This is a genomic window from Natronomonas salsuginis, from assembly GCF_005239135.1.
GTDB lineage: Archaea > Halobacteriota > Halobacteria > Halobacteriales > Haloarculaceae > Natronomonas > Natronomonas salsuginis.
On the sequence record NZ_QKNX01000004.1, the window covers coordinates 102,385 to 119,656 of the forward strand.

19 protein-coding genes are annotated in these 17,272 nt (G+C 66.5%); 10 read left to right on the forward strand and 9 right to left on the reverse strand.

Translation table 11 applies throughout. The annotated features are described in order from the left end of the window. The first annotated feature begins 330 nt into the window (after positions 1-330). The 3 genes from DM868_RS10925 (at position 331) to hisB (ending at position 2,057) form a co-directional block, all read left to right on the forward strand. Positions 331-510 (forward strand): DUF7511 domain-containing protein, encoded by a 180-nt coding sequence (locus tag DM868_RS10925; protein WP_137276910.1) that lies wholly within the window; start codon positions 331-333, stop codon positions 508-510. Between the two features lie 160 nt (positions 511-670). Then, positions 671-1,402, forward strand: a complete 732-nt coding sequence (locus tag DM868_RS10930) for a GNAT family N-acetyltransferase (protein WP_137276911.1) — start codon at positions 671-673, stop codon at positions 1,400-1,402. Positions 1,403-1,469: 67 nt separating this feature from the next. After that, positions 1,470-2,057 (forward strand): imidazoleglycerol-phosphate dehydratase HisB, encoded by a 588-nt coding sequence (gene hisB / locus DM868_RS10935; RefSeq protein ID WP_137276912.1) that lies wholly within the window; start codon positions 1,470-1,472, stop codon positions 2,055-2,057. A gap of 18 nt (positions 2,058-2,075) precedes the next feature. Here the strand turns inward: hisB and DM868_RS10940 are convergent, their stop codons facing one another. The 5 genes from DM868_RS10940 to DM868_RS10955 all read right to left on the reverse strand — a co-directional run bounded on the left by DM868_RS10940 (position 2,076) and on the right by DM868_RS10955 (position 6,210). After that, the gene (locus DM868_RS10940; RefSeq protein WP_137276913.1) at positions 2,076-2,297 is read right to left on the reverse strand and encodes a hypothetical protein; all 222 of its coding nucleotides are present in this window, start codon (positions 2,295-2,297) and stop codon (positions 2,076-2,078) included. Positions 2,298-2,358: 61 nt separating this feature from the next. Next, the gene (locus DM868_RS15170) at positions 2,359-2,502 is read right to left on the reverse strand and encodes a hypothetical protein (RefSeq protein WP_170964487.1); all 144 of its coding nucleotides are present in this window, start codon (positions 2,500-2,502) and stop codon (positions 2,359-2,361) included. A 1-nt stretch (position 2,503) separates the two neighbouring features. Next, complete coding sequence (locus DM868_RS10945; protein ID WP_137276914.1) at positions 2,504-2,998, reverse strand: redoxin domain-containing protein; 495 nt, start codon at positions 2,996-2,998, stop codon at positions 2,504-2,506. A 63-nt stretch (positions 2,999-3,061) separates the two neighbouring features. Next, positions 3,062-4,213: a thiolase family protein gene (locus DM868_RS10950; RefSeq protein WP_137276915.1), complete on the reverse strand. Its 1,152-nt coding sequence runs from the start codon at positions 4,211-4,213 to the stop codon at positions 3,062-3,064. A gap of 116 nt (positions 4,214-4,329) precedes the next feature. Continuing rightward, positions 4,330-6,210, reverse strand: coding sequence for a heme-binding protein (locus DM868_RS10955; RefSeq protein ID WP_137276916.1), 1,881 nt, complete (start codon positions 6,208-6,210; stop codon positions 4,330-4,332). 314 nt (positions 6,211-6,524) lie between these two features. On the opposite strand from DM868_RS10955, the gene DM868_RS10960 reads away from it, so the two are divergent. Next, positions 6,525-6,782, forward strand: a complete 258-nt coding sequence (locus DM868_RS10960) for a hypothetical protein (protein ID WP_137276917.1) — start codon at positions 6,525-6,527, stop codon at positions 6,780-6,782. Continuing rightward, entirely contained in the window at positions 6,779-7,036 is a 258-nt protein-coding gene (locus tag DM868_RS10965) for a hypothetical protein (RefSeq protein ID WP_137276918.1), read from the forward strand. Before DM868_RS10960 ends, DM868_RS10965 begins: the two co-directional genes overlap by 4 nt. 13 nt (positions 7,037-7,049) lie before the next feature. Here DM868_RS10965 and DM868_RS10970 read toward each other — a convergent pair whose 3' ends face one another. From DM868_RS10970 to pyrH, 3 genes are read right to left on the reverse strand one after another with little or no spacing between them, the layout of a single operon-like run. Then, complete coding sequence (locus DM868_RS10970) at positions 7,050-8,834, reverse strand: site-2 protease family protein (RefSeq protein ID WP_137276919.1); 1,785 nt, start codon at positions 8,832-8,834, stop codon at positions 7,050-7,052. 60 nt (positions 8,835-8,894) lie between these two features. Then, the gene (gene lysS, locus DM868_RS10975) at positions 8,895-10,529 is read right to left on the reverse strand and encodes a lysine--tRNA ligase (protein ID WP_137276920.1); all 1,635 of its coding nucleotides are present in this window, start codon (positions 10,527-10,529) and stop codon (positions 8,895-8,897) included. Next, positions 10,522-11,205, reverse strand: coding sequence for a UMP kinase (gene pyrH / locus DM868_RS10980; RefSeq protein ID WP_137276921.1), 684 nt, complete (start codon positions 11,203-11,205; stop codon positions 10,522-10,524). Before pyrH ends, lysS begins: the two co-directional genes overlap by 8 nt. Positions 11,206-11,287: 82 nt before the next feature. On the opposite strand from pyrH, the gene DM868_RS10985 reads away from it, so the two are divergent. From DM868_RS10985 to DM868_RS10995, 3 genes are all read left to right on the forward strand, one after another. Further along, positions 11,288-12,070: a molybdopterin synthase gene (locus tag DM868_RS10985; protein ID WP_137276922.1), complete on the forward strand. Its 783-nt coding sequence runs from the start codon at positions 11,288-11,290 to the stop codon at positions 12,068-12,070. Between the two features lie 288 nt (positions 12,071-12,358). Continuing rightward, positions 12,359-12,598, forward strand: a complete 240-nt coding sequence (locus DM868_RS10990; RefSeq protein ID WP_137276923.1) for a DUF7123 family protein — start codon at positions 12,359-12,361, stop codon at positions 12,596-12,598. A gap of 176 nt (positions 12,599-12,774) precedes the next feature. After that, entirely contained in the window at positions 12,775-13,947 is a 1,173-nt protein-coding gene (locus tag DM868_RS10995) for a site-2 protease family protein (protein WP_137276924.1), read from the forward strand. Positions 13,948-13,956: 9 nt separating this feature from the next. On the opposite strand, the gene thiL is transcribed toward DM868_RS10995, so the two are convergent. Next, on the reverse strand, positions 13,957-14,847 hold the full coding sequence (thiL, locus tag DM868_RS11000) for a thiamine-phosphate kinase (protein ID WP_137276925.1): 891 nt from the start codon (positions 14,845-14,847) through the stop codon (positions 13,957-13,959). 120 nt (positions 14,848-14,967) lie between these two features. Between thiL and DM868_RS11005 the strand changes: the two genes are divergently transcribed. Both DM868_RS11005 and DM868_RS11010 read left to right on the forward strand, forming a co-directional pair. Next, on the forward strand, positions 14,968-15,423 hold the full coding sequence (locus DM868_RS11005) for a 30S ribosomal protein S19e (protein WP_137276926.1): 456 nt from the start codon (positions 14,968-14,970) through the stop codon (positions 15,421-15,423). Positions 15,424-15,506: 83 nt separating this feature from the next. After that, entirely contained in the window at positions 15,507-17,252 is a 1,746-nt protein-coding gene (locus DM868_RS11010; RefSeq protein ID WP_137276927.1) for a flippase activity-associated protein Agl23, read from the forward strand. Positions 17,253-17,272: the final 20 nt, after the last annotated feature.

Consider the following 17,272-nt stretch of genomic DNA (forward strand, 5'->3'; position numbering starts at 1 on the left):
GGAAGTGCAAGGCGAAAACCCACCCGTTTACTACGTGCTCGACGGCCTGGACGAATCCGCCTCGGCGATGAAACCCTGACGGTCGAGACGGGGACGACGCTTCGCGCCCCGCCGGAGACGCCCCGCCGACCAGTCGGGTTCCTCGGGTCCGTCTGTTAACTAGCTGGTTCCTAACCGACGCGTAATCGGTCGTCATCGGTGTCCGTACTCCGCCGAGACACGCTATCTCATACCGTCCCCCCCGTTCGGAGCGGAGCCGTGACTGCCCACCTGTTCCCACTAGTTACAAGTTTCATTACTATTAACAAATAGGCCCCACCCTAATCTACGATGATTCCGACGGGTGAACCGAGCGAACGGGGACAGCTGATCCGGGCGACGATCGTCGAGTACGACGACAAAGTGGACGAGTGTACGCTCCATCCGGTCGCCCCCGACGACGACAAACGGATCACCGAGTGGATCACGGCCCAACAGGGGTCGTACAGCTCCCTCGACGCGTGGCGGTGAGCGCGACTCGTCGGTCCGTCTCGGTACCGGCGGGCATGTCGAGCCAGTATCGATAGAGCCCGCGCCGAACCGCCCGTCGCGTCGCTGCCCCTCGACGCGTACGTCGGCGAGTTTTCGGGTGGAGCCAACATCTAATACCCCCTCGCCCGTTCCGAACGGTATGGAAACGTCCGAGCGGCCGACCTTCGAGACCGAGGCCGGCGAGGAGATCTACCGGTACGTCGAGCGCCACGGCACGGCGGCCCGCCATCGAGTTCGCGAGGTGACGTCGCTGGACCCGGACGAGTTTCAGGACGCGCTCTCGGAGCTAAAAGAACGCGGCTACCTCGAAGACGACGGCGGGACGCTCCAGATCGCCCTCGATGTCGGCTCGGTCGAGGCGTACTCGACGGACGATCTCGAGTACGTCATCCGACCGGCGGGGCAGTCCGACTTCGACGGGCTCATCGACACGATCCGTGACGTGACGGCGGAGGACACCTACATCGTCGCCGAGTCGATCGCCGAACAGCTGCTGTACGAGGACGCCGTCAACCGCCACAACGCCGCCGAATCGCGCGTCTTCTTCGTCGCGACCGTCGACGGCGAGGTCGTCGGCTGGGTCCACCTCGATCTGCCGCAGCTCGACAAACTCCAGAGCACGGCGCAGTTGACCGTCGGCGTCCGCCGCGACTACCAGCGACGCGGCATCGGCGGCAAGCTCGTCGATCGCGCGCTGGGGTGGGCCGAAGCGAACGGCTATCGGAAGGTGTACAACAGCGTTCCGATCACCAACGACGAGGCGATCGCCTTCCTCGAATCCCGCGGCTGGGAGACCGAGGGCGTCCGAAAGGAGCACTACACGATCGGCGACGAGTTCGTCGACGAAGTGATGCTCGCGTACGCTTTCTGAGCGTCGGCCCGGATCTCGCCGCCGCCGGAGGCCAATGACTGATGTACGTGCGCGAAAAGAGAGTGGTATGACCGACCGAACGGCGGCCCGGACCCGCAACACGGCCGAGACCGAGATCGAGGTGACGATCGACCTCGACGGCGATGGCGACAGCACGGTCGACACCGGCGTCGGCTTCTTCGACCACATGCTCGAGGCGTTCGCGAAGCACGGCCTCTTCGACCTCACCGTCCGTTGTGACGGCGATCTCGACATCGACGATCACCACACCGTTGAGGACGTCGCCATCACGCTCGGGGCGGCGATCGCTGAGGCCACCGGCGACAAACGCGGCATCGTCAGGTACGCCGACCGTCGGGTGCCGCTCGACGAGGCCGTCGCGAGCGTCGTCCTCGACCTCTCGGGTCGCCCCCGGTTTTACTTCGATGGCGAGTTCTCCCAGCCGACCGTCGGCGCGTTCACGAGCGACATGGCGCGGCACTTCGCCGAATCGCTGGCGCTCAACGCCGGGATGACGCTGCACGTCGAGGTGACCGGCGAGAACGCCCACCACGAGATCGAGGCGCTGTTCAAATCGCTGGCGCGATCGCTGGACGACGCGACTCGGATCGACGAGCGCCGGGGCGACACGCCGAGTACGAAGGGGACGCTTTGATCGAGCCCCAACGAGCGCTCATCGAACCTGTTCTCTGTCGTCGATCTCGCGGTAGACCACCATCGCGATAAAGTACACCGCGATGAAGCCGACGAAGCCGGCGCTGAGCGTGAGCACCGTTCCCGTGGTGAGCTCGATCGCCGTGCGGCTGACGACGAAGGCGATCGCCGCGACGAAGACGGCGAGTGCGAAGAGACCGGAAACGACGTACACTCCCGTATCGGTTTCCGGCAGTACCATATCGGCTCATCGACCGCCTCTGTAAAAATACTGTCGTGCCGGCGGCGGCCCCTCGTGGCGACTACGACGAGGGCGATCGAACCGTGAGGAGTATGACCACGACCATGACGAGCGAGAGCGCGAGGTAGCCCTCGTCGAAGCGGCCGGCATCGGCGACGACGCCGAATACGACCGGTCCGGCCGAGCCGAGCGTCGCCGAGCGCACATTAGGGCCGCAGTCCCGCGACCGCCGACTCGATCTCGTCGACCAGCTCCGCGAAGTCCGGGTTGTCCCCGTCGCGGACCCATCTGTACGCGACCGTGCCGTCGGTATCGAGGACGAAGACGCTTCGCTCGGCCACTTCGATCATCCCGTACATGTCCTCGAGCACCACGTCGTAGGCGTGGATGACCTCGTGGTTCCAATCGGCCAGCATCGGGACGTTCAATTCCTCCTCGCGGATCCAGACGTTCTGTGCGAACGGGAGATCGACGCTGACGCCGTAGACGCTCGCGTCGAGGTCGTCGAAGGCGTCCATCGAATCGCGGAACGCACACATCTCCTCCGTACAGCCGCTCGTGAAGGCGGCGGGGTAGAACGCGAGCACGATTGGACCGTCGCCGACGGCGTCGGAGAGGGTGAACGGTTCGATGTCGTTGTAGGCGTCGCCGCCCGCTTTCGGGACGGTGAAGTCAGGGGCGTCGCGTCCGACAGGTATCATGTGGTGGTTGCGCCTCGGTGTGACCTAATTGTTCCGCCGGTCGCCGTCGAATCCCGCGTCGGCCTACTCGACGAGGAACTCGATCGCCGCGCCCTGCCCGAAGCCGATGCACTCGGTCGCCAGTCCGCGACTCGCGTCGCGTTTGTGCATCTCGTGGATCAGTGTGACGGGTAGACGCGCGCCCGTCGCCCCGAGGGGGTGTCCGAGGGCGATCGCGCCGCCGTTGACGTTGTAGGTCTCGTTGTCGAAGCCGAGTTCGTCCCGGCAGTAGACGCACTGGGAGGCGAACGCCTCGTTGAGCTCGACCAGATCGTAGTCGTCCGCGGTCGTCCCCGAGCGCTCGAAGAGGTCCTCGCAGGCCGGAACCGGACCGATACCCATCACTTCGGGTTCGACGCCAGCGACGGCGTTGTTGCCGATCTCTGCGAGCTCCTCGAAGCCGTGTTCCTCGGCGAATGCCCGGGAGGTGACGAGCAGCGCGGCCGCCCCGTCGGTCATCTGCGAGGCGTTGCCCGGCGTGACGGTTCCCTCCGATTTGAACACGGTCGGCAGTTCGGCCAGTTTCTCGGCGGTCGTGCCCGGGCGGAGCCCCTCGTCCTCCGTGACGGTGATCTCCTCGCCCTCGTCGTCGTGGCCCGCGATCGGGACGATCTCGTCGTCGAAACGACCTTCTTCGGTCGCCGCGACGGCGCGCTGTTGGGACTGGGCGGCGTACTCGTCTTGGGTTTCCCGGGAGACGTCGAATCGCTCTGCGACCGCTTCGGCGGTCATCCCCATCTGCAGCGCGGCGACGTTGTGGTGGTCGTTGAGCCCCGGGTGGATCTCGTTGTTCGCGCCCATCGGCACCCGCGACATCGACTCGACGCCGCCCGCGATGATACAGTCGCGCTGGCCCGCCGCAATGGCGTCCGCGGCGTTGATGATCGCCTCGGCTGAGGAGGCACACCAGCGGTTGATCGTCGTCGCGGGCGTGTCCTCACCTAACTCGGACATCAACGCGATGACGCGGGCCATGTTGTTGCCCTGCTCGCTGCGCTGCTGGGCGCAGCCCCACTTGAGGTCGTCGACGTCCTCGCCCGTCAGCTCGGTCTCTTCGAGGATCCGATCGATCAGGGGGATCGAGAGGTCCTCGGGTCGGACGTCCGCGAAGACGCCGCCCTCCTTTCCGAACGGAGTTCGATACGCCTTGACCACGACCGGCGTGTTGTCACTCATGCAGGTAGATGCTCGGTCCGATACGTTAAACCCCTTGCTCAAACCGCAGTTCCCTGTAACGTATTTACCCGAAATGGGCGTCGGATGTTAAGCTCCTACTACCCGCCAGCCACCGATCACGCCAAGAAGACGTGTCGCGGCCGGTCGGCGAGCACCTCGCGGCCGTACTGGACCGTCTCTCTGAACGCGTCCGACCGGAAGAACGCCATCGCGTCCTCGCGGCGCTCCCACTGACTCGCGATGAACATGTCGTTCTCGTCGTCGAGGTTCGTCATGAGATCGGTTTCGAGATGGCCGTCCATCCCGGCGAGCAGCTCGCCGACCTCCTCGAACGTCTCGACGAAGTCCTCGCGGTACTCGGGCTGGACGGTGTAGAACATCCCCATCGTCCCAAACCCACCACTCTCGTCCGCGCCCGCGCGGGCGACGACGCCGGGGAGCTCGGCGAGGAAGCCGCTCGCGGTGTCCGCGGCCTCCTTCGTCTCCCAAAGAGAGACGACCGCCGAGCGCTCGCCGCCGTGTTCGTTCGCGTACACCGCCGACTTGACGTGCGTGTCGTAGTGGCCGAACCGCTCGGCGAGCGGCGCGAGTTCCTCCCGCACCGTCTCGACGTCCGCCTCCGAGTACAACACCATCGCGTAGACGTCCTCGCCGTGCGGCTTGCCGGCGTAGATGTTCAGGTCGTCGAGCTCGCCCCGGATGTCGTCGTCCGCGTCGGTACCGTGCGAGCTCGCCGCCGCGCCGCGATCCGCTTCGCCATCGCCGTCGAGCGACGCACCGACGCCCGAACTCACACCCTGGAGGTCCGCGAGGAAGCCGCTCGCCGTGTTTGCCGCGCGCTCGTTTTTCCACAGCGAGATGACGGCCGTCGTTCCGGAGTCGGCCCGAACGGCGGTCAACACGTGCGTGTCGTAATGCTCGAAGTTCCCGCGAAGGCCCTCGACCGCCTCTGTCAGCGCCTCGGCATCCGCGTCGGCGGTGAAGAGCAGTCCGTAGCCCGCCTCCACGTGTTCGTCGAGGTCGATCCCGAACCGGCCGAGCCGCCCGGCGAGCGTCTCCGTGTCGACCTCCTCGTGGGCGGGGCTGGTGTCGGGTCGTCCGGACGATCCGCCCCCGTGGCTCGTCTCATCGTCGTGGTGCTCCGCGTTGCCGTCGTGGTCCGCGTCCGCGCTGGCTCCGGATTCCGATCCACTCGCCGAGTCCGTCCCGTCCGTCGGCACCGCCTCGCCCGCCAGCAGCGCGGGGAGGTCCTCGGGTTGGAACTGTCGCCCGACGTAGAAGGGGCCGAACTCCGCGAACTTCGAGGATGAGGGGTCGAAGCGCATCTCGTAGAGGAGGTGTTTGATATCGGTCGCGTCGTTCGCGAACAGCGTCACGCCCCACTCGTAGTCGTCGAGGCCGACGCTGCCGGTGATGATCTGGCTCACCTTGCCGGCGTACTGCCGGCCGATGTCGCCGTGGGCGGACATGTACTCGGCGCGTTTGTCGAAGGGGAGGTCGTACCAGTTGTACTCCGGCTCGCGGCGCTTGTCCATCGGGTAGAAACAGACGTGCTTGGCGTCGGGGATCGTCGGGTAGATGCGCTGTTGCATGTAGTTTCGCATCCCCGCGTCCTCGATGTCTTCGATCCCGTCGACGAGCTCCTCGTGCATGTACCCAGACACCTCTGTCACGGAGACGTACGAACTCGCCCGTTCGGTGAACTCGGCGAAGGCCGTCGCCTCGAACCGTCGCTCCGCTCGATCGAGCGCTTCGAGCGTCGGCCGGAGGTGGAGGATCATGATATCCGCCTTGTGGCCGACGATCGAGAAGACCGCCGAGCCGCCCTCCTCGGCCTCGGCGAGGTCGACGTGCGATCTGAGGTGCCCGATCCCCTCCTCGAGCGCCCGCTCGCGCTCGCGGTCGGGGGCCGCCCGCCAGGCGTCCCAGTCGATCCGTCGGAGGTCGTGCAACGCGTACCATCCTTCCTCGGTCCCCGGTGGCTTCCGTCGCTCCATGCCGACCGGTTCGGTCGCGTGAGTAAAGGAGCTTGTGAGTCGCGCGCGACGATGGCATCGCCGTAAACTGCGCCGATTCGGGGCCGCGAACTCCGTTTCGGAGCGGATCCCTCGTGCGCCGCGCGTCGATGTGATCGCCGGAGATACGGCGTCTAAAAGCGTTATAAAATCTAAAAAAGTCGCTAAAAACGTCGTTAAACGAATCAGGAATACGCTAAATCGCCGCGAATTCGGTGAACGATCCTGAACCGACGCGAAGGCTCTGCGGTTTATATGCAGGTCGCGGCGCATAGATGGAATCGAGGAGATCACCGATGTCGAGCGCCACCCAATCCCAGCCCCACTCCGCCCCTCCCGTGACTGATGAACAGCGTCGCGTCATCGCGTGGGGCGACCGTCTGCTTGACGGCGTCCGCGCGACCGCGTTCTGGGCCACCGCCACCCTTCCACTTTTGCTCCTCGCCGGACTCGCCACCGGCGTGGCCGGTCAGTACCCGCTCGCGCTCGCCGCAGTATTGGCGATCAACGTCGTCTGCGCCGTCGTCGGGCACGGTCACTCGCCGGAACGATGACGCGAACCGATCCCTCGAATCGGTTCGCGTACCGCTCTCACGACTCCAAGCGATTGGCGACGTACCTGCGAGCCGAAGCCGAACGAACGAGCGGTGATCTCTACGTCAACGGCGATCGGCTCACGGACCGCTTCGGACGCGCCCCCGCAGAGATCGACCGTCTGCTTCGGGAGCTATCCGGCTCGGTTCCGGGGCTCAGACTCTCGCTCGCTACCAACTCTCGACGAGTGCTTTGGCGCGTCTCGCGACCCTGACTTCACGGACGTTTCAGCTCAGGAGCCACGGCACGAACAGCATCGCGAGCAGACTCACGATCATCGTCGCGCTTATCGCCGTGGTGATCAGCCCGACGGTGACCGAGCTGATGTCGCCCGGCAGCCGCGAGACGATCGCCTCAACGCTGGAGCGGAGGATGTGGCCGCCGTCGAGCGGGTACGACGGGATGCAGTTGAAGATTCCGAGGTTGATGTTGACCCAGCCGGTCCAAAACAGCGCGTTCACGAGCCCGAAGACGACGCCGGCGCTCAGTGGGCCCGACACCGTGTAGAAGTTCGTTATCTCGCCGTTGAACCCCGCGAAGTTGTAGCTGACGGCCGGATCGACCATGCTCATAAAGGGCAACACGAGCACGGCGAACGTCCGGGTGACGAACGTCGTGATCGGATCCTCGCCGCCACTCGTGCCGCCCAACATCGCGTAGTACTGATCGGCCGGATACGTGTCGATGCCGAAGTCGTCGACGACGATGCCGCTCGTCCCCGTCTGAATCCCGCCGACGCCGAGGAAGCCGTGGTCGTCGTTCGGGTGCTCATCGAGCGTCACCTCGTAGACGTGTCGCTCGCCGCTCCAGGGGTCGTCGTCGCCGTGATACGCGACAATCTTGACGGTTTCGCCGGGGTCGGTCTCCGAGAGCACCGCCGAGAGCGACTCGTGGTCTGGAGTCGGTTCGCCGCCGACGCTGTGGACGATCATCGCCGTGTCGGGTGCGCCCTCGGATCCGAGCGGCCCATCGCTCGGCACCGTGCTCACGAACGTCCCGACCGGGACGGAGACGCTCTCGTCGTCGCTCCCGTTACCGGCGTTGACTCCGAACTCGACGACTTCCCTCCCGGAGAGCGCCGTCTGAAACGCCGATTCGGTGAACACCGCCTCGCCGTCGACGCGCTCGATCCGACTCCCCGTCCCGATCGGCCCGTCGACGACCGCCCGGGTGACGATGAGGCTCCGCTCGACCGTCACCGGATCGCCGTCCTTTCGATCCACGGTGACCTGTCTGTCGGCGTCGGCGAGGGCGGCGTTGAACTCGCTCTCGCCGTCGATCGCCTCGCCGTCGACGCCGACGAGCACGTCGCCGCGGTCGATCCCGGCCTGTTCGGCCGCGGACCCGGGGAGCGCGCCGCCGATCGCGACGCCGGGCGCGACGGTGACGAGGCTCGTGACGATGCCGAAGAGCAGTGCGAAACTGATCGCGGTCACGAGGAAGTTGTTGGTGACGCCCGCCGCGAACATCCGGGTCTTACCGCCGCGATCGGCGGCTTCCTGACTCTCCTCGTCGGGTTGGACGAACGCGCCCATCGGGATGAACGCGAGGAAGGCGACGCCCATGGATTCGATGTCGATGTCCTCGACCCGACACAGTAGGCCGTGGCCGCCCTCGTGGACGACCAACCCGACGAGCAGTCCGATCACGATGTCGATCGCCGCCTCCCACGGCAGGAACTGGTTGACACCAGGAATCACGAGGGCGTCCTGCGGGCGGACGAAGCCGGCCGACTGCGGCGCAGAGAGCGTCGCGAGCGCCGACAACAGCACCGCGAGAAACGAGCCGACCATGATGACGAGCGCGATGCCGACGCCGAGGTTCCCCCACGCGCGCCAGAGGCGTTTCGGCGTCGCGAGCCACTCGAGGAACGCCCGCCCCCGCTTCGTGTGGATCGTCACGATCGGCCCAGACACCTTGAACGACGTCGGCAACAGCCCGCGCGATTGGAGCGACACCACGACGGCGGTGTAGAGCAAGATCCCGACGACGACCCAAAGCAGCGTACTCATTGGCTACCCGTAGGGCTTCGGGGACTGATAGGTATTGTCGTCACCGCCCATCGATTTTCGCTACCCCTCGCGCCTGAGTCGCCGAACGACGAACGCATCGTCCATCGCCGCGAGGAACGGCCCGAGCCGCGGCCCCTCGTCCTCGTCGAGGAACAGCCGATAGCCGGCCCCGAAGAACTCGCCGACGGGGACGTCGTTTCGCCGGGCCGTCTCGTAGATCTCCTCTTGCAGGGCGTCCTCGTCGGGCGCGTCCGATTCGATGGCTTCGGCGAGCTCGTCGAGCGCGGTCGCCGTGGCGTCGTCGAACTCGACCTCCGGGAGGGCTTCGGCGAGCCGGTAGTTGAACTCGTTGTCGGTGCGGACCGCCCACGTACGCGCGTTCTCGATGCGATCTAACGCGGCGTCGATCTCGGCGTCCGCCGCCCCCTCCGGGAGGTGGCCCGAACGCTGGGCCATCTGCACGCGAAGTTCTCGGTCGTCGGTCATACCGAGGACAGCAGCGAAGGTGTAGGGGATCCGGATGGGCCGCGTCTCCGAGTCGTCGACGACCATCGGATACGCCCGCTCGGCCAGTTCCGCTTTCCGCTCCTCGGCGTCCTCCTCGCCGAAGTAGATCCGCTCGAACCGGTCGAACTCGTCGACGAGCCGGTCGAGGCGTCGGATATCGAAATCGCGCTGTTTCTTCGGATTCTTCGTGAAGAAGTACCGCAGCACCTCGACCTCGAGGAGTTCGAGGACCTCCTCGACGGTGATGAGGTTTCCGGCGGACGACGAGAGGGCGTCGCCGTTGAGCGTGAACCACTCGTAGGTCATCGGGACTGGGGGTTCGAAGCCGAACACCTCGCGGGCGATCGCCTCCCCGGACGGCCACGATCCCTCGGCGTGGTCCTTGCCGAACGGCTCGAAATCGACGCCCAGCGTCAGCCACTGGGCCGGCCACTCGAAACGCCACGGGAGCTTCCCCTCCCGGAACGTCGCCGTCCCCTCGTGGCCACAGCCCTCGATGACGTCGTCGCCAGCCTCGACGTCCTCGCAGACGTAGTCGACGGTTCCCGCGTCGAGATCGATCGCGGTTATCGTCTCCGTGAGGTTGCCACACTCGTGACACTGGGCGAAGAAAGGGACGTACGCCTCGTCGACCTTGTCCTGGAACTCGGCGAGGACGTGTTGGGCCGTCTCGCGGTGTTCGAGGACGTGTCTGACCGCGTCGTCGAAGCGCCCGGACTCGTACAGCTCCGTGTTCGAGACGATCTCGATGGGGACGCCGACGGCCGCCGCCGACCGCCGCAGGAGTTCGGTGAAGTGCGCGCCGTAGGAGTCACAGCAGCCGAACGGGTCCGGAATGTCCGTGTACGGCTTACCGAGGTTCCGGCCCAGCGCGCCCGCGTCGACCTCGCCGAGGCCGACGACGTTCCACTCCAGATCGGCGAGTTTGCGCGGCAGCTTCCGCAGGCGATCCTTGTCGTCGGTGGTGAACACCTGTCGGACCTCGTGTCCCCGGTCCCGGAGCGCCTCGGCGACGAAGTACCCCCGCATGATCTCGTTGAAGTGCCCAAGGTGCGGGACGCCGGAGGGCGAGACGCCGCCTTTGATAACGATCGGCTCCTCCGGATCGCGCGCCTCGATCTCGTCGGCGACGGCGTCGGCCCAGAAGGCGCGATGCCCCTGGTCACCGGTGCCGTAGGGGTCACTCATCCGGGCGGACCTCCGTCCCGTGGACGTCGCCCGCGACGGCCGCCGCGACTCGGGACGGTTCGGAGCCGTCCAACACGACCGCGTGGAGCCCGGAGCGCTCGATGATCTTCGCGGCGAGCAGGTCGACGGGCGCGTTCGATCCCGCCGCCGTCTCGATGGAGGCGATGACGTCGACGAGTTCAGACGCAGTCAGGCGATCGTAGCGCTCGGCATCGGGGTCGGCGTTCGGGTCCGCCGAGAAGACACCGGGGACGCTCGTCGCGAAGACGAGCAGGTCCGCGTCGACCATCTCCGCCAGCAGCGCCGCGACGGCGTCGGTCGTGTGGCCCGGCGTCGTCCCGCCCATCACGGCGACCTCCCCGCGACGGAGCGAGGCGCGGGCCGCCTCGTGGGACTCGGCCGGTTCCGGCGTCGCCGCGTGGTCGAGAGCGGCGATCAGGAGGCGGGCGTTCAACCGCGTGACGTCGATGCCGAACGAGTCGAGGTCGTACTCGGTCGCTCCGAGCTCGCGCGCCGTTCCGATGTACCGCCGCGCCACGCCACCGCCGCCGACGACAGTCGCGACCTCGTGGCCCTCCTCGACCAAGCCGTCGATGACGCCAGCGTGAGCGTCGACGCGGTCGGCTTCGAGGTCGGGGGCGAGGACGCTCCCGCCGATAGAAACGATAACTCTCATTACCGAACGGTTGCCGTGTTTCGCTCTTAAGGGTTATCAAGCCCTCCGACACCTACAAGCGCCCGGAGGCGTACGATCGAGTATGTACACCGCAGCAGTACTCGGTTCGGACGCCGAGGCCGCAGCCTCGCGGCTCGCGGACGCGGCCGACGGACGCGTCGGAATCGTGCGCGTCGACGCCTCGACGGCGGACGGCGGTCGAACGCTCGCCCGCGCGTTGACTGAGTACGTCGTCGACGGCGACTGGTACGCGAGCGGTAACGGGCTGTCGGCCGCCGACGCCGTCGACCGACTCGCGCCGGATCACGACTACGCCTTCGTCCTCGGGACGTCGGACGTGCGGTTTCCCGCGATCCTCGTCGGTGACGGCGACGCCCCGAGTACTCTCGTCTCCGCGGCGAGCACGGCCGATCTCGATGTCGAGGCCACGATCGACGCGATTCACGACACGGAGCCGCACGAGACGCTCGAATCGCTGGTCGCCGCGGTGAAGCGATCGGACGCGGCGGTGTATTCGGGCGCGATCGCCACGTTCACCGGGCGTGTCCGCGCGAAGGAGGACGCCGAGGACGACCGGACCCACTACCTCGAGTTCGAAAAGTACGAGGGCGTCGCGGAGGAGAAGATGGCGACGATCGAGGCCGAACTCGAGGGCCGTGACGGCGTGTTGGACGTCCGACTCCACCACCGAACCGGCCGCATCCCCGGCGGCGAGGACATCGTGTTCGTCGTCGTCCTCGCCGGGCATCGCGAGGAGGCGTTCGACACGGTTCGAGACGGGATCAACCGCCTGAAGGACGAAGTCCCGTTATTTAAAAAGGAGGTCACGGATACCGAGGAGTTCTGGGTCCACGAACGGGAGTAACTCCGCATCCCTGCCCGCGATTTCGACTGGAGATCCTCCGTTAAACGCGGCCGTTTTTGCCGACGAACGCGTTTTTACAGACGATACGCTGCTGGATATTTCGAGTATATTTACCGTCTATATAAACAAAAGAAAGCCTGTGAAAAGATTTTAAACTGTTTAAGCGATTCTGAGCAATTTGTAAAACGTCGAAACATCGTCGATTTTTGGCAAATCGATCCGAAGGCATCCGAAGTTTCTGTCCTTTATATACCGCTTCAGGGATAAGAAGGGGATGAGGTGTCAGAAATGAGCGCCACAACGACCCCCGCGACCGAGAGCAAAGAGACGCGACTTCGCCGGTATCTCAGCCAGCGCGTCGAGGACGGCGAGGTGTATATAAAGGGAAAGTTCATCGCCGACGACGTGGGGCTCTCCCCGAAGGAGATCGGAGCCCTGATGGTGAAACTCCGCGATTCCGCACCCGATCTCGAGATCGAGAAGTGGTCCTACACGTCCGCGACCACCTGGCGCGTCACGCGAGGATAAGCCGCAGTCCGTGTAGGTACAACGTTCGACCGCGCGAGTTGTAGGACGCTCGCGATCACCGTTGCCAACTGACACCGGCCGTCCGCCGGTTCCCGCTGTTTTCCCCCTTCTGTCGACGCCCCATAGCCTCGCCGTCGTCAGGGGATTTATCTCCGTCAGACACGTGCCTTCGGTCGATGGACGTCCCCCACCGGTCGCCGGACCACGCCGGACCGCCGCCGGAGTCGCTTCTGCCGGCGTTTCGGACCACCGACATCGCCGTCGAAGAGGACGGTCGGCTCGTCTACTACGGCCATCCCCAGACGGGAATACAACGGCTCGAACGCGAGGTCTGGCCGCTGTTTCGCGAGCACGGCTACGAGGTCCGCCTAGACACGGTTCGCGACAGCGAACCCGACCCGATAACCGGCGTCGAGGTCGGCGAGACGCGCCGCGCGCTCGTCGCGGAGCCCCGCCGACTCGGCGTCGACGGGATCCCGTGGACCAATCTCGTGATGCTTTTCGCGACCGTGCTGACGACGCTGTACGCCGGCTCGATCTGGTACTACGAACCGATCGACGGGCCGCTCGATCTCCTCGCCGGGTGGCCGTTCGCCCTCTCCGTGCTCGGCGTCCTCGCCGTCCACGAACTGGGCCACTACGCGCTCTCTCGGTACCACGGCGTCGACGCGAGCCTCCCGTACTTCATCCCGGTCCCGAGCTTCATCGGCACGTTCGGCGCGCTGATATCGATGCGGGGACGGATCCCCGATCGGAAGGCGCTGTTCGACATCGGCGTGTCGGGGCCGCTCGCGGGGCTCGCCGCGGCGATCTGTGTCGCGGTGATCGGCCTGCACCTCGATCCGATACAGGTGCCGACGTACGTCCAAGAGAGCGAGACGGCGGTCGAGCTCCAGCTCGGCTACCCGCCGCTGCTCGAGTTCCTCGCGTGGGCGACGGGCGGCCAGCTCACCTACGAGGACCCGAATCTTGTCGCCAGCCCCGTCATCTTCGGCGCGTGGGTCGGCCTCTTCGTGACGTTTCTGAACCTGCTTCCGGTCGGCCAACTCGACGGCGGGCACATCGTCCGCTCTATGATCGGCGAGCGCGCCGAGACGATCGCCTCGCTCGTCCCCGGCGCGCTGTTCGGGCTGGCGGCGTACCTAGCCTTTTTCACCGACGCGAGCTACAACGCCTCGTTCCTGTGGGGCTTTTGGGGTCTCATCACGTTGCTCTTGGCCTACGTCGGTCTCGCGACGCCGATCTTCGACGAGCCGCTCGACCCGACGCGGATGGCGATCGGCGCGTTGACGTTCGTCCTCGGAATCCTCTGTTTCACGCCCGTTCCGATCGAGATCATCGGTCCGTAGCAGACCACGTCATCGGCCCGCAGCCGACGATCGGTGGGTAAATCCGCGGTCAGACAGCGCTTCACCGTCCATCCGAACGCCATCATCGGTGACGGTCCCGATCGGCGTCAGCGCGACCGGGCTCGTCTCGACGGCCGCCGCGAGCGATTCCTCGGGAACGGTGCAGACGAGTTCGAAGTCCTCGCCGAAGTGGATCGCCAACTCCCGAATATCGGCGGGATTGGTCGCGACCGCTTCGACGGCGTCGTCGACCGGCACGTCGGCGTACGCGACCGACATCCCGCAGTCGCTCGCCTCCGAAAGCTGGTGCAGCGACCGCGCCAGCCCGTCGCTCGAATCCATCATCGAACTCGCGTGCGGTGCGAGCGCCCGCCCCGCGGCGATCCGAGGCTCGAACCGGAACAGTTCGTTTGCCCGCTCCGCCTCGCCGGCCTCGAAGCGTCGTATCGCCGCCCCGCTCCGCCCGAGCGTTCCGGTCACGCAGATCGCGTCGCCCGGCGTCGCTCCCGACCGGTAGACCGGCGCGTCCGTCCGGCCGATGGCGGTCGTCGAGACGGTGAACTCGTCGTGACCGTCGAGGTCGCCGCCGACGTACTCGCAGTCGACGGCGGCACACACGTCCAGACAGCCGTCGAGGAACGCCTCGATCTCCGCGGCTTCGAACGACGGCGAGGCGTAGATCGCCAGCGCCGCCGTCGCTTCGGCACCCATCGCGGCCACGTCCGAGAGCGACGCGCCCACGGCACGCCAGCCGGCGGTGTACCTGGTCGTCCCGTCGGGGAAATCGGTCGTCTCGTGGAGCATGTCCGTGGTCGCGACGAGGCCGTCGATCACGGCGCAGTCGTCGCCGGCTGCCGAAACCGCGTCGCCCACGACCGAGAGGGCCGCCCGCTCGTCCATACGGGACGATCGATCGGCCGGACAATAGGGCCATCGGTGCGACCGGGGCGGCGTGGTACGAACAACCGGAGCCACCGGAGACCAACAGCGTTAAACGCGACCGACGGGAACCGAGACGCAATGACGACGCTCTACGACGTGCCCGCCGACGACCTCATCGAGGCGGTCGCAGAGAAGCTCGAAGACGACCTCGAAGCGCCCGAGTGGATCGAATTCGCCAAGACCGGCACCAGCCGCGAACTCCCGCCCGAGCAGGAGAACTTCTGGAGCCGCCGCGCAGCCAGCCTGCTTCGCAAGGTCGCCATCGACGGTCCCGTCGGCGTCGAGCGACTCCGCTCGGCCTACGGCGACGCCGCCAACGGCTCGACACGCTACCGCGTCCGTCCGAACAAGAAGCGCGAGGGCTCCGGCAACGTCATCCGAACCGCCCTCCAGCAGCTCGAAGACGCCGGCTACGTCGAAAACTCCGAAGCGCGCGGCCGGACGGTCAGCGGCGAGGGCCGCGCCCTCCTCGACGAGACTGCCGGTGAGCTCATCGAGGAACTCGACCGCCCCGAACTCGAACGCTACGCGTAAGCGCCGGCTCGGTCCGCATTTTGCCGCTCGATCCGCGTCCGATACCGGAAGGATTCTAACCGTCCCCCGACTGTCCCCGATCGATGACGCTCAGCGATCAGCTCCGGGATCGAACCGTCGGCGCGGTCGTCGCCTTGACCGCCCTCTCGCTGGCGCTCCGGCTGGTCGACCTCGGCGGCCGAATCGCCCACTGGGACGAGGGCCGCGTCGCCTACTGGATCGTCGAGTACGGCGAAACGGGCGTCCTGTTCTATCGGCCGATCGTCCACGGCCCGCTGTTGAAGCTGGTGAACGCGCCGCTTTTCGATCTGTTCGGCGCGACCGACGCCGTGATGCGGCTCTTTCCTGCGCTCGTCGGCGGCCTGCTTCCCCTCGTCGCGCTCGCGTTCCGCCACCGCCTCCGCGACGCCGCCGTCGTCGCGCTCGCGGGACTCCTGGCGCTCGACCCCGCCCTCCTCTACTACTCGCGGTTCGTGCGCAACGACATCCTCGTCGCCGTCTTCTGTTTCGTCGCATTCGCCGCGCTCGTCCGCGCGATCGACTTCGACGACGGGCGATATCTCGTGATCGCGGCGGTCGCGCTAGCGGTCGGCTTCGGGGCCAAGGAGAACGCGTTGGCGTATCTGTTCGCCTTCGTCGGCGCGGCCGGCCTGCTCGCGATCCACCGGCTCGCCTTCGCATACTTCGACGACCGATCGCCGATCTCGGAACTGAAAGGGCTGTTGCGGCGGGGGTTCGACGGCGTCCGACGACGCGCCCGCGCGATCGTCGGCAGCGTCGTCGCGTTCGTCGCCGTCGTCGTGTACGTCTACGCTCCCCGCGGACAACTTCCATCCAAGGGGACCTACTACCGATCCTGTAGCGGCTACGATCCGATCGTCGGCATCGGGGGCGCGCCGACGCTCGGTGAGGCGCTCGCGAACCCGCTCGCGCTCCCGCGGCTCGCATGGTTCACCCTCGGCTCGACCGCCGAACTGTACGCCTGCCAGTGGGTGACACCGCGGACCGACGACCCGAACCCCTACGTCGAGTACTTCGCCGAACTGGCGACGATCACCGGCGAGGCCTCCGCCGCGCTCGTCGGCCTCGCGGTGGTCGGCTTCGCGATAGCGCTGTACCGACCGGGGCTTCCCGACGATCTCGTCTCCTTCTGTTTCTACTGGGGGGCCGCCTCGATGGTCGGCTACCCGCTGATCACCGACATTGGCGGCGCGGCCTGGCTCGTCGTTCATATCGTGCTCCCGCTCGCGGTGCCCGCCGCGTTCGCCGCCGCCGTCCTCTACGACGCGGGGCAGGACGCCCGAGCGCACGAAGATACGGTGAGCGTCGCGGTGTCGGTGCTGCTCACCGCGTTGCTCGTCGGCAGCGTCGTCTCGACCGGCTACGCGACGAGTTTCGATCGGCCGACCGCTGACGAGAATCCGCTCGTCCAGTACGCCCAACCCTCGGCAGAGACGCAGGCGACGCTGCTCGATATGCGGACGCTCGCTGATCGTGCCGACGGCACCGACGTCGTCCTCGCTGGCGCGAACCTCTCGGAGCTTACCGGCGGCGGGGAGTTGGATCGCCGCCCGCACTGTGCCGATTGGTTCGAGCTGCTTCCGCTGCCGTGGTACTTCGAGGCCGGCGACATGGAGACCGAGTGCGCGCCCGACGAGGCCGACCTCGAAGCCGCGCTTGGCGACGAGCCACCGGTCGTCATCGCCAAACAGGCAGACAGCGCGCTCGTCGACGGCCGGATCGACGACCGATACGACCGGCGGGTCCACCGGATGCGGACCACCGGCAACGAGTACGTATACTACGTCGATACGTCGCGGCTTGAATGACCGCGAACGGGAGCTCCGTC

What these genes read in the sequence shown, in the direction of transcription:
- pyrH (WP_137276921.1), bottom strand. Translation starts at nt 11,205, where the DNA reads ATGAGAGTTATCGTTTCTATCGGCGGGAGCGTCCTCGCCCCCGACCTC.
- DM868_RS10965 (WP_137276918.1), top strand. Translation starts at nt 6,779, where the DNA reads ATGACGCGAACCGATCCCTCGAATCGGTTCGCGTACCGCTCTCACGAC.
- DM868_RS10960 (WP_137276917.1), top strand. Translation starts at nt 6,525, where the DNA reads ATGTCGAGCGCCACCCAATCCCAGCCCCACTCCGCCCCTCCCGTGACT.
- DM868_RS10985 (WP_137276922.1), top strand. Translation starts at nt 11,288, where the DNA reads ATGTACACCGCAGCAGTACTCGGTTCGGACGCCGAGGCCGCAGCCTCG.
- DM868_RS10990 (WP_137276923.1), top strand. Translation starts at nt 12,359, where the DNA reads ATGAGCGCCACAACGACCCCCGCGACCGAGAGCAAAGAGACGCGACTT.
- lysS (WP_137276920.1), bottom strand. Translation starts at nt 10,529, where the DNA reads ATGAGTGACCCCTACGGCACCGGTGACCAGGGGCATCGCGCCTTCTGG.
- DM868_RS10925 (WP_137276910.1), top strand. Translation starts at nt 331, where the DNA reads ATGATTCCGACGGGTGAACCGAGCGAACGGGGACAGCTGATCCGGGCG.
- DM868_RS10940 (WP_137276913.1), bottom strand. Translation starts at nt 2,297, where the DNA reads ATGGTACTGCCGGAAACCGATACGGGAGTGTACGTCGTTTCCGGTCTC.
- DM868_RS10930 (WP_137276911.1), top strand. Translation starts at nt 671, where the DNA reads ATGGAAACGTCCGAGCGGCCGACCTTCGAGACCGAGGCCGGCGAGGAG.
- hisB (WP_137276912.1), top strand. Translation starts at nt 1,470, where the DNA reads ATGACCGACCGAACGGCGGCCCGGACCCGCAACACGGCCGAGACCGAG.
- DM868_RS10970 (WP_137276919.1), bottom strand. Translation starts at nt 8,834, where the DNA reads ATGAGTACGCTGCTTTGGGTCGTCGTCGGGATCTTGCTCTACACCGCC.
- DM868_RS10945 (WP_137276914.1), bottom strand. Translation starts at nt 2,998, where the DNA reads ATGATACCTGTCGGACGCGACGCCCCTGACTTCACCGTCCCGAAAGCG.
- DM868_RS10955 (WP_137276916.1), bottom strand. Translation starts at nt 6,210, where the DNA reads ATGGAGCGACGGAAGCCACCGGGGACCGAGGAAGGATGGTACGCGTTG.
- DM868_RS10995 (WP_137276924.1), top strand. Translation starts at nt 12,775, where the DNA reads ATGGACGTCCCCCACCGGTCGCCGGACCACGCCGGACCGCCGCCGGAG.
- DM868_RS11005 (WP_137276926.1), top strand. Translation starts at nt 14,968, where the DNA reads ATGACGACGCTCTACGACGTGCCCGCCGACGACCTCATCGAGGCGGTC.
- DM868_RS11010 (WP_137276927.1), top strand. Translation starts at nt 15,507, where the DNA reads ATGACGCTCAGCGATCAGCTCCGGGATCGAACCGTCGGCGCGGTCGTC.
- thiL (WP_137276925.1), bottom strand. Translation starts at nt 14,847, where the DNA reads ATGGACGAGCGGGCGGCCCTCTCGGTCGTGGGCGACGCGGTTTCGGCA.
- DM868_RS10950 (WP_137276915.1), bottom strand. Translation starts at nt 4,213, where the DNA reads ATGAGTGACAACACGCCGGTCGTGGTCAAGGCGTATCGAACTCCGTTC.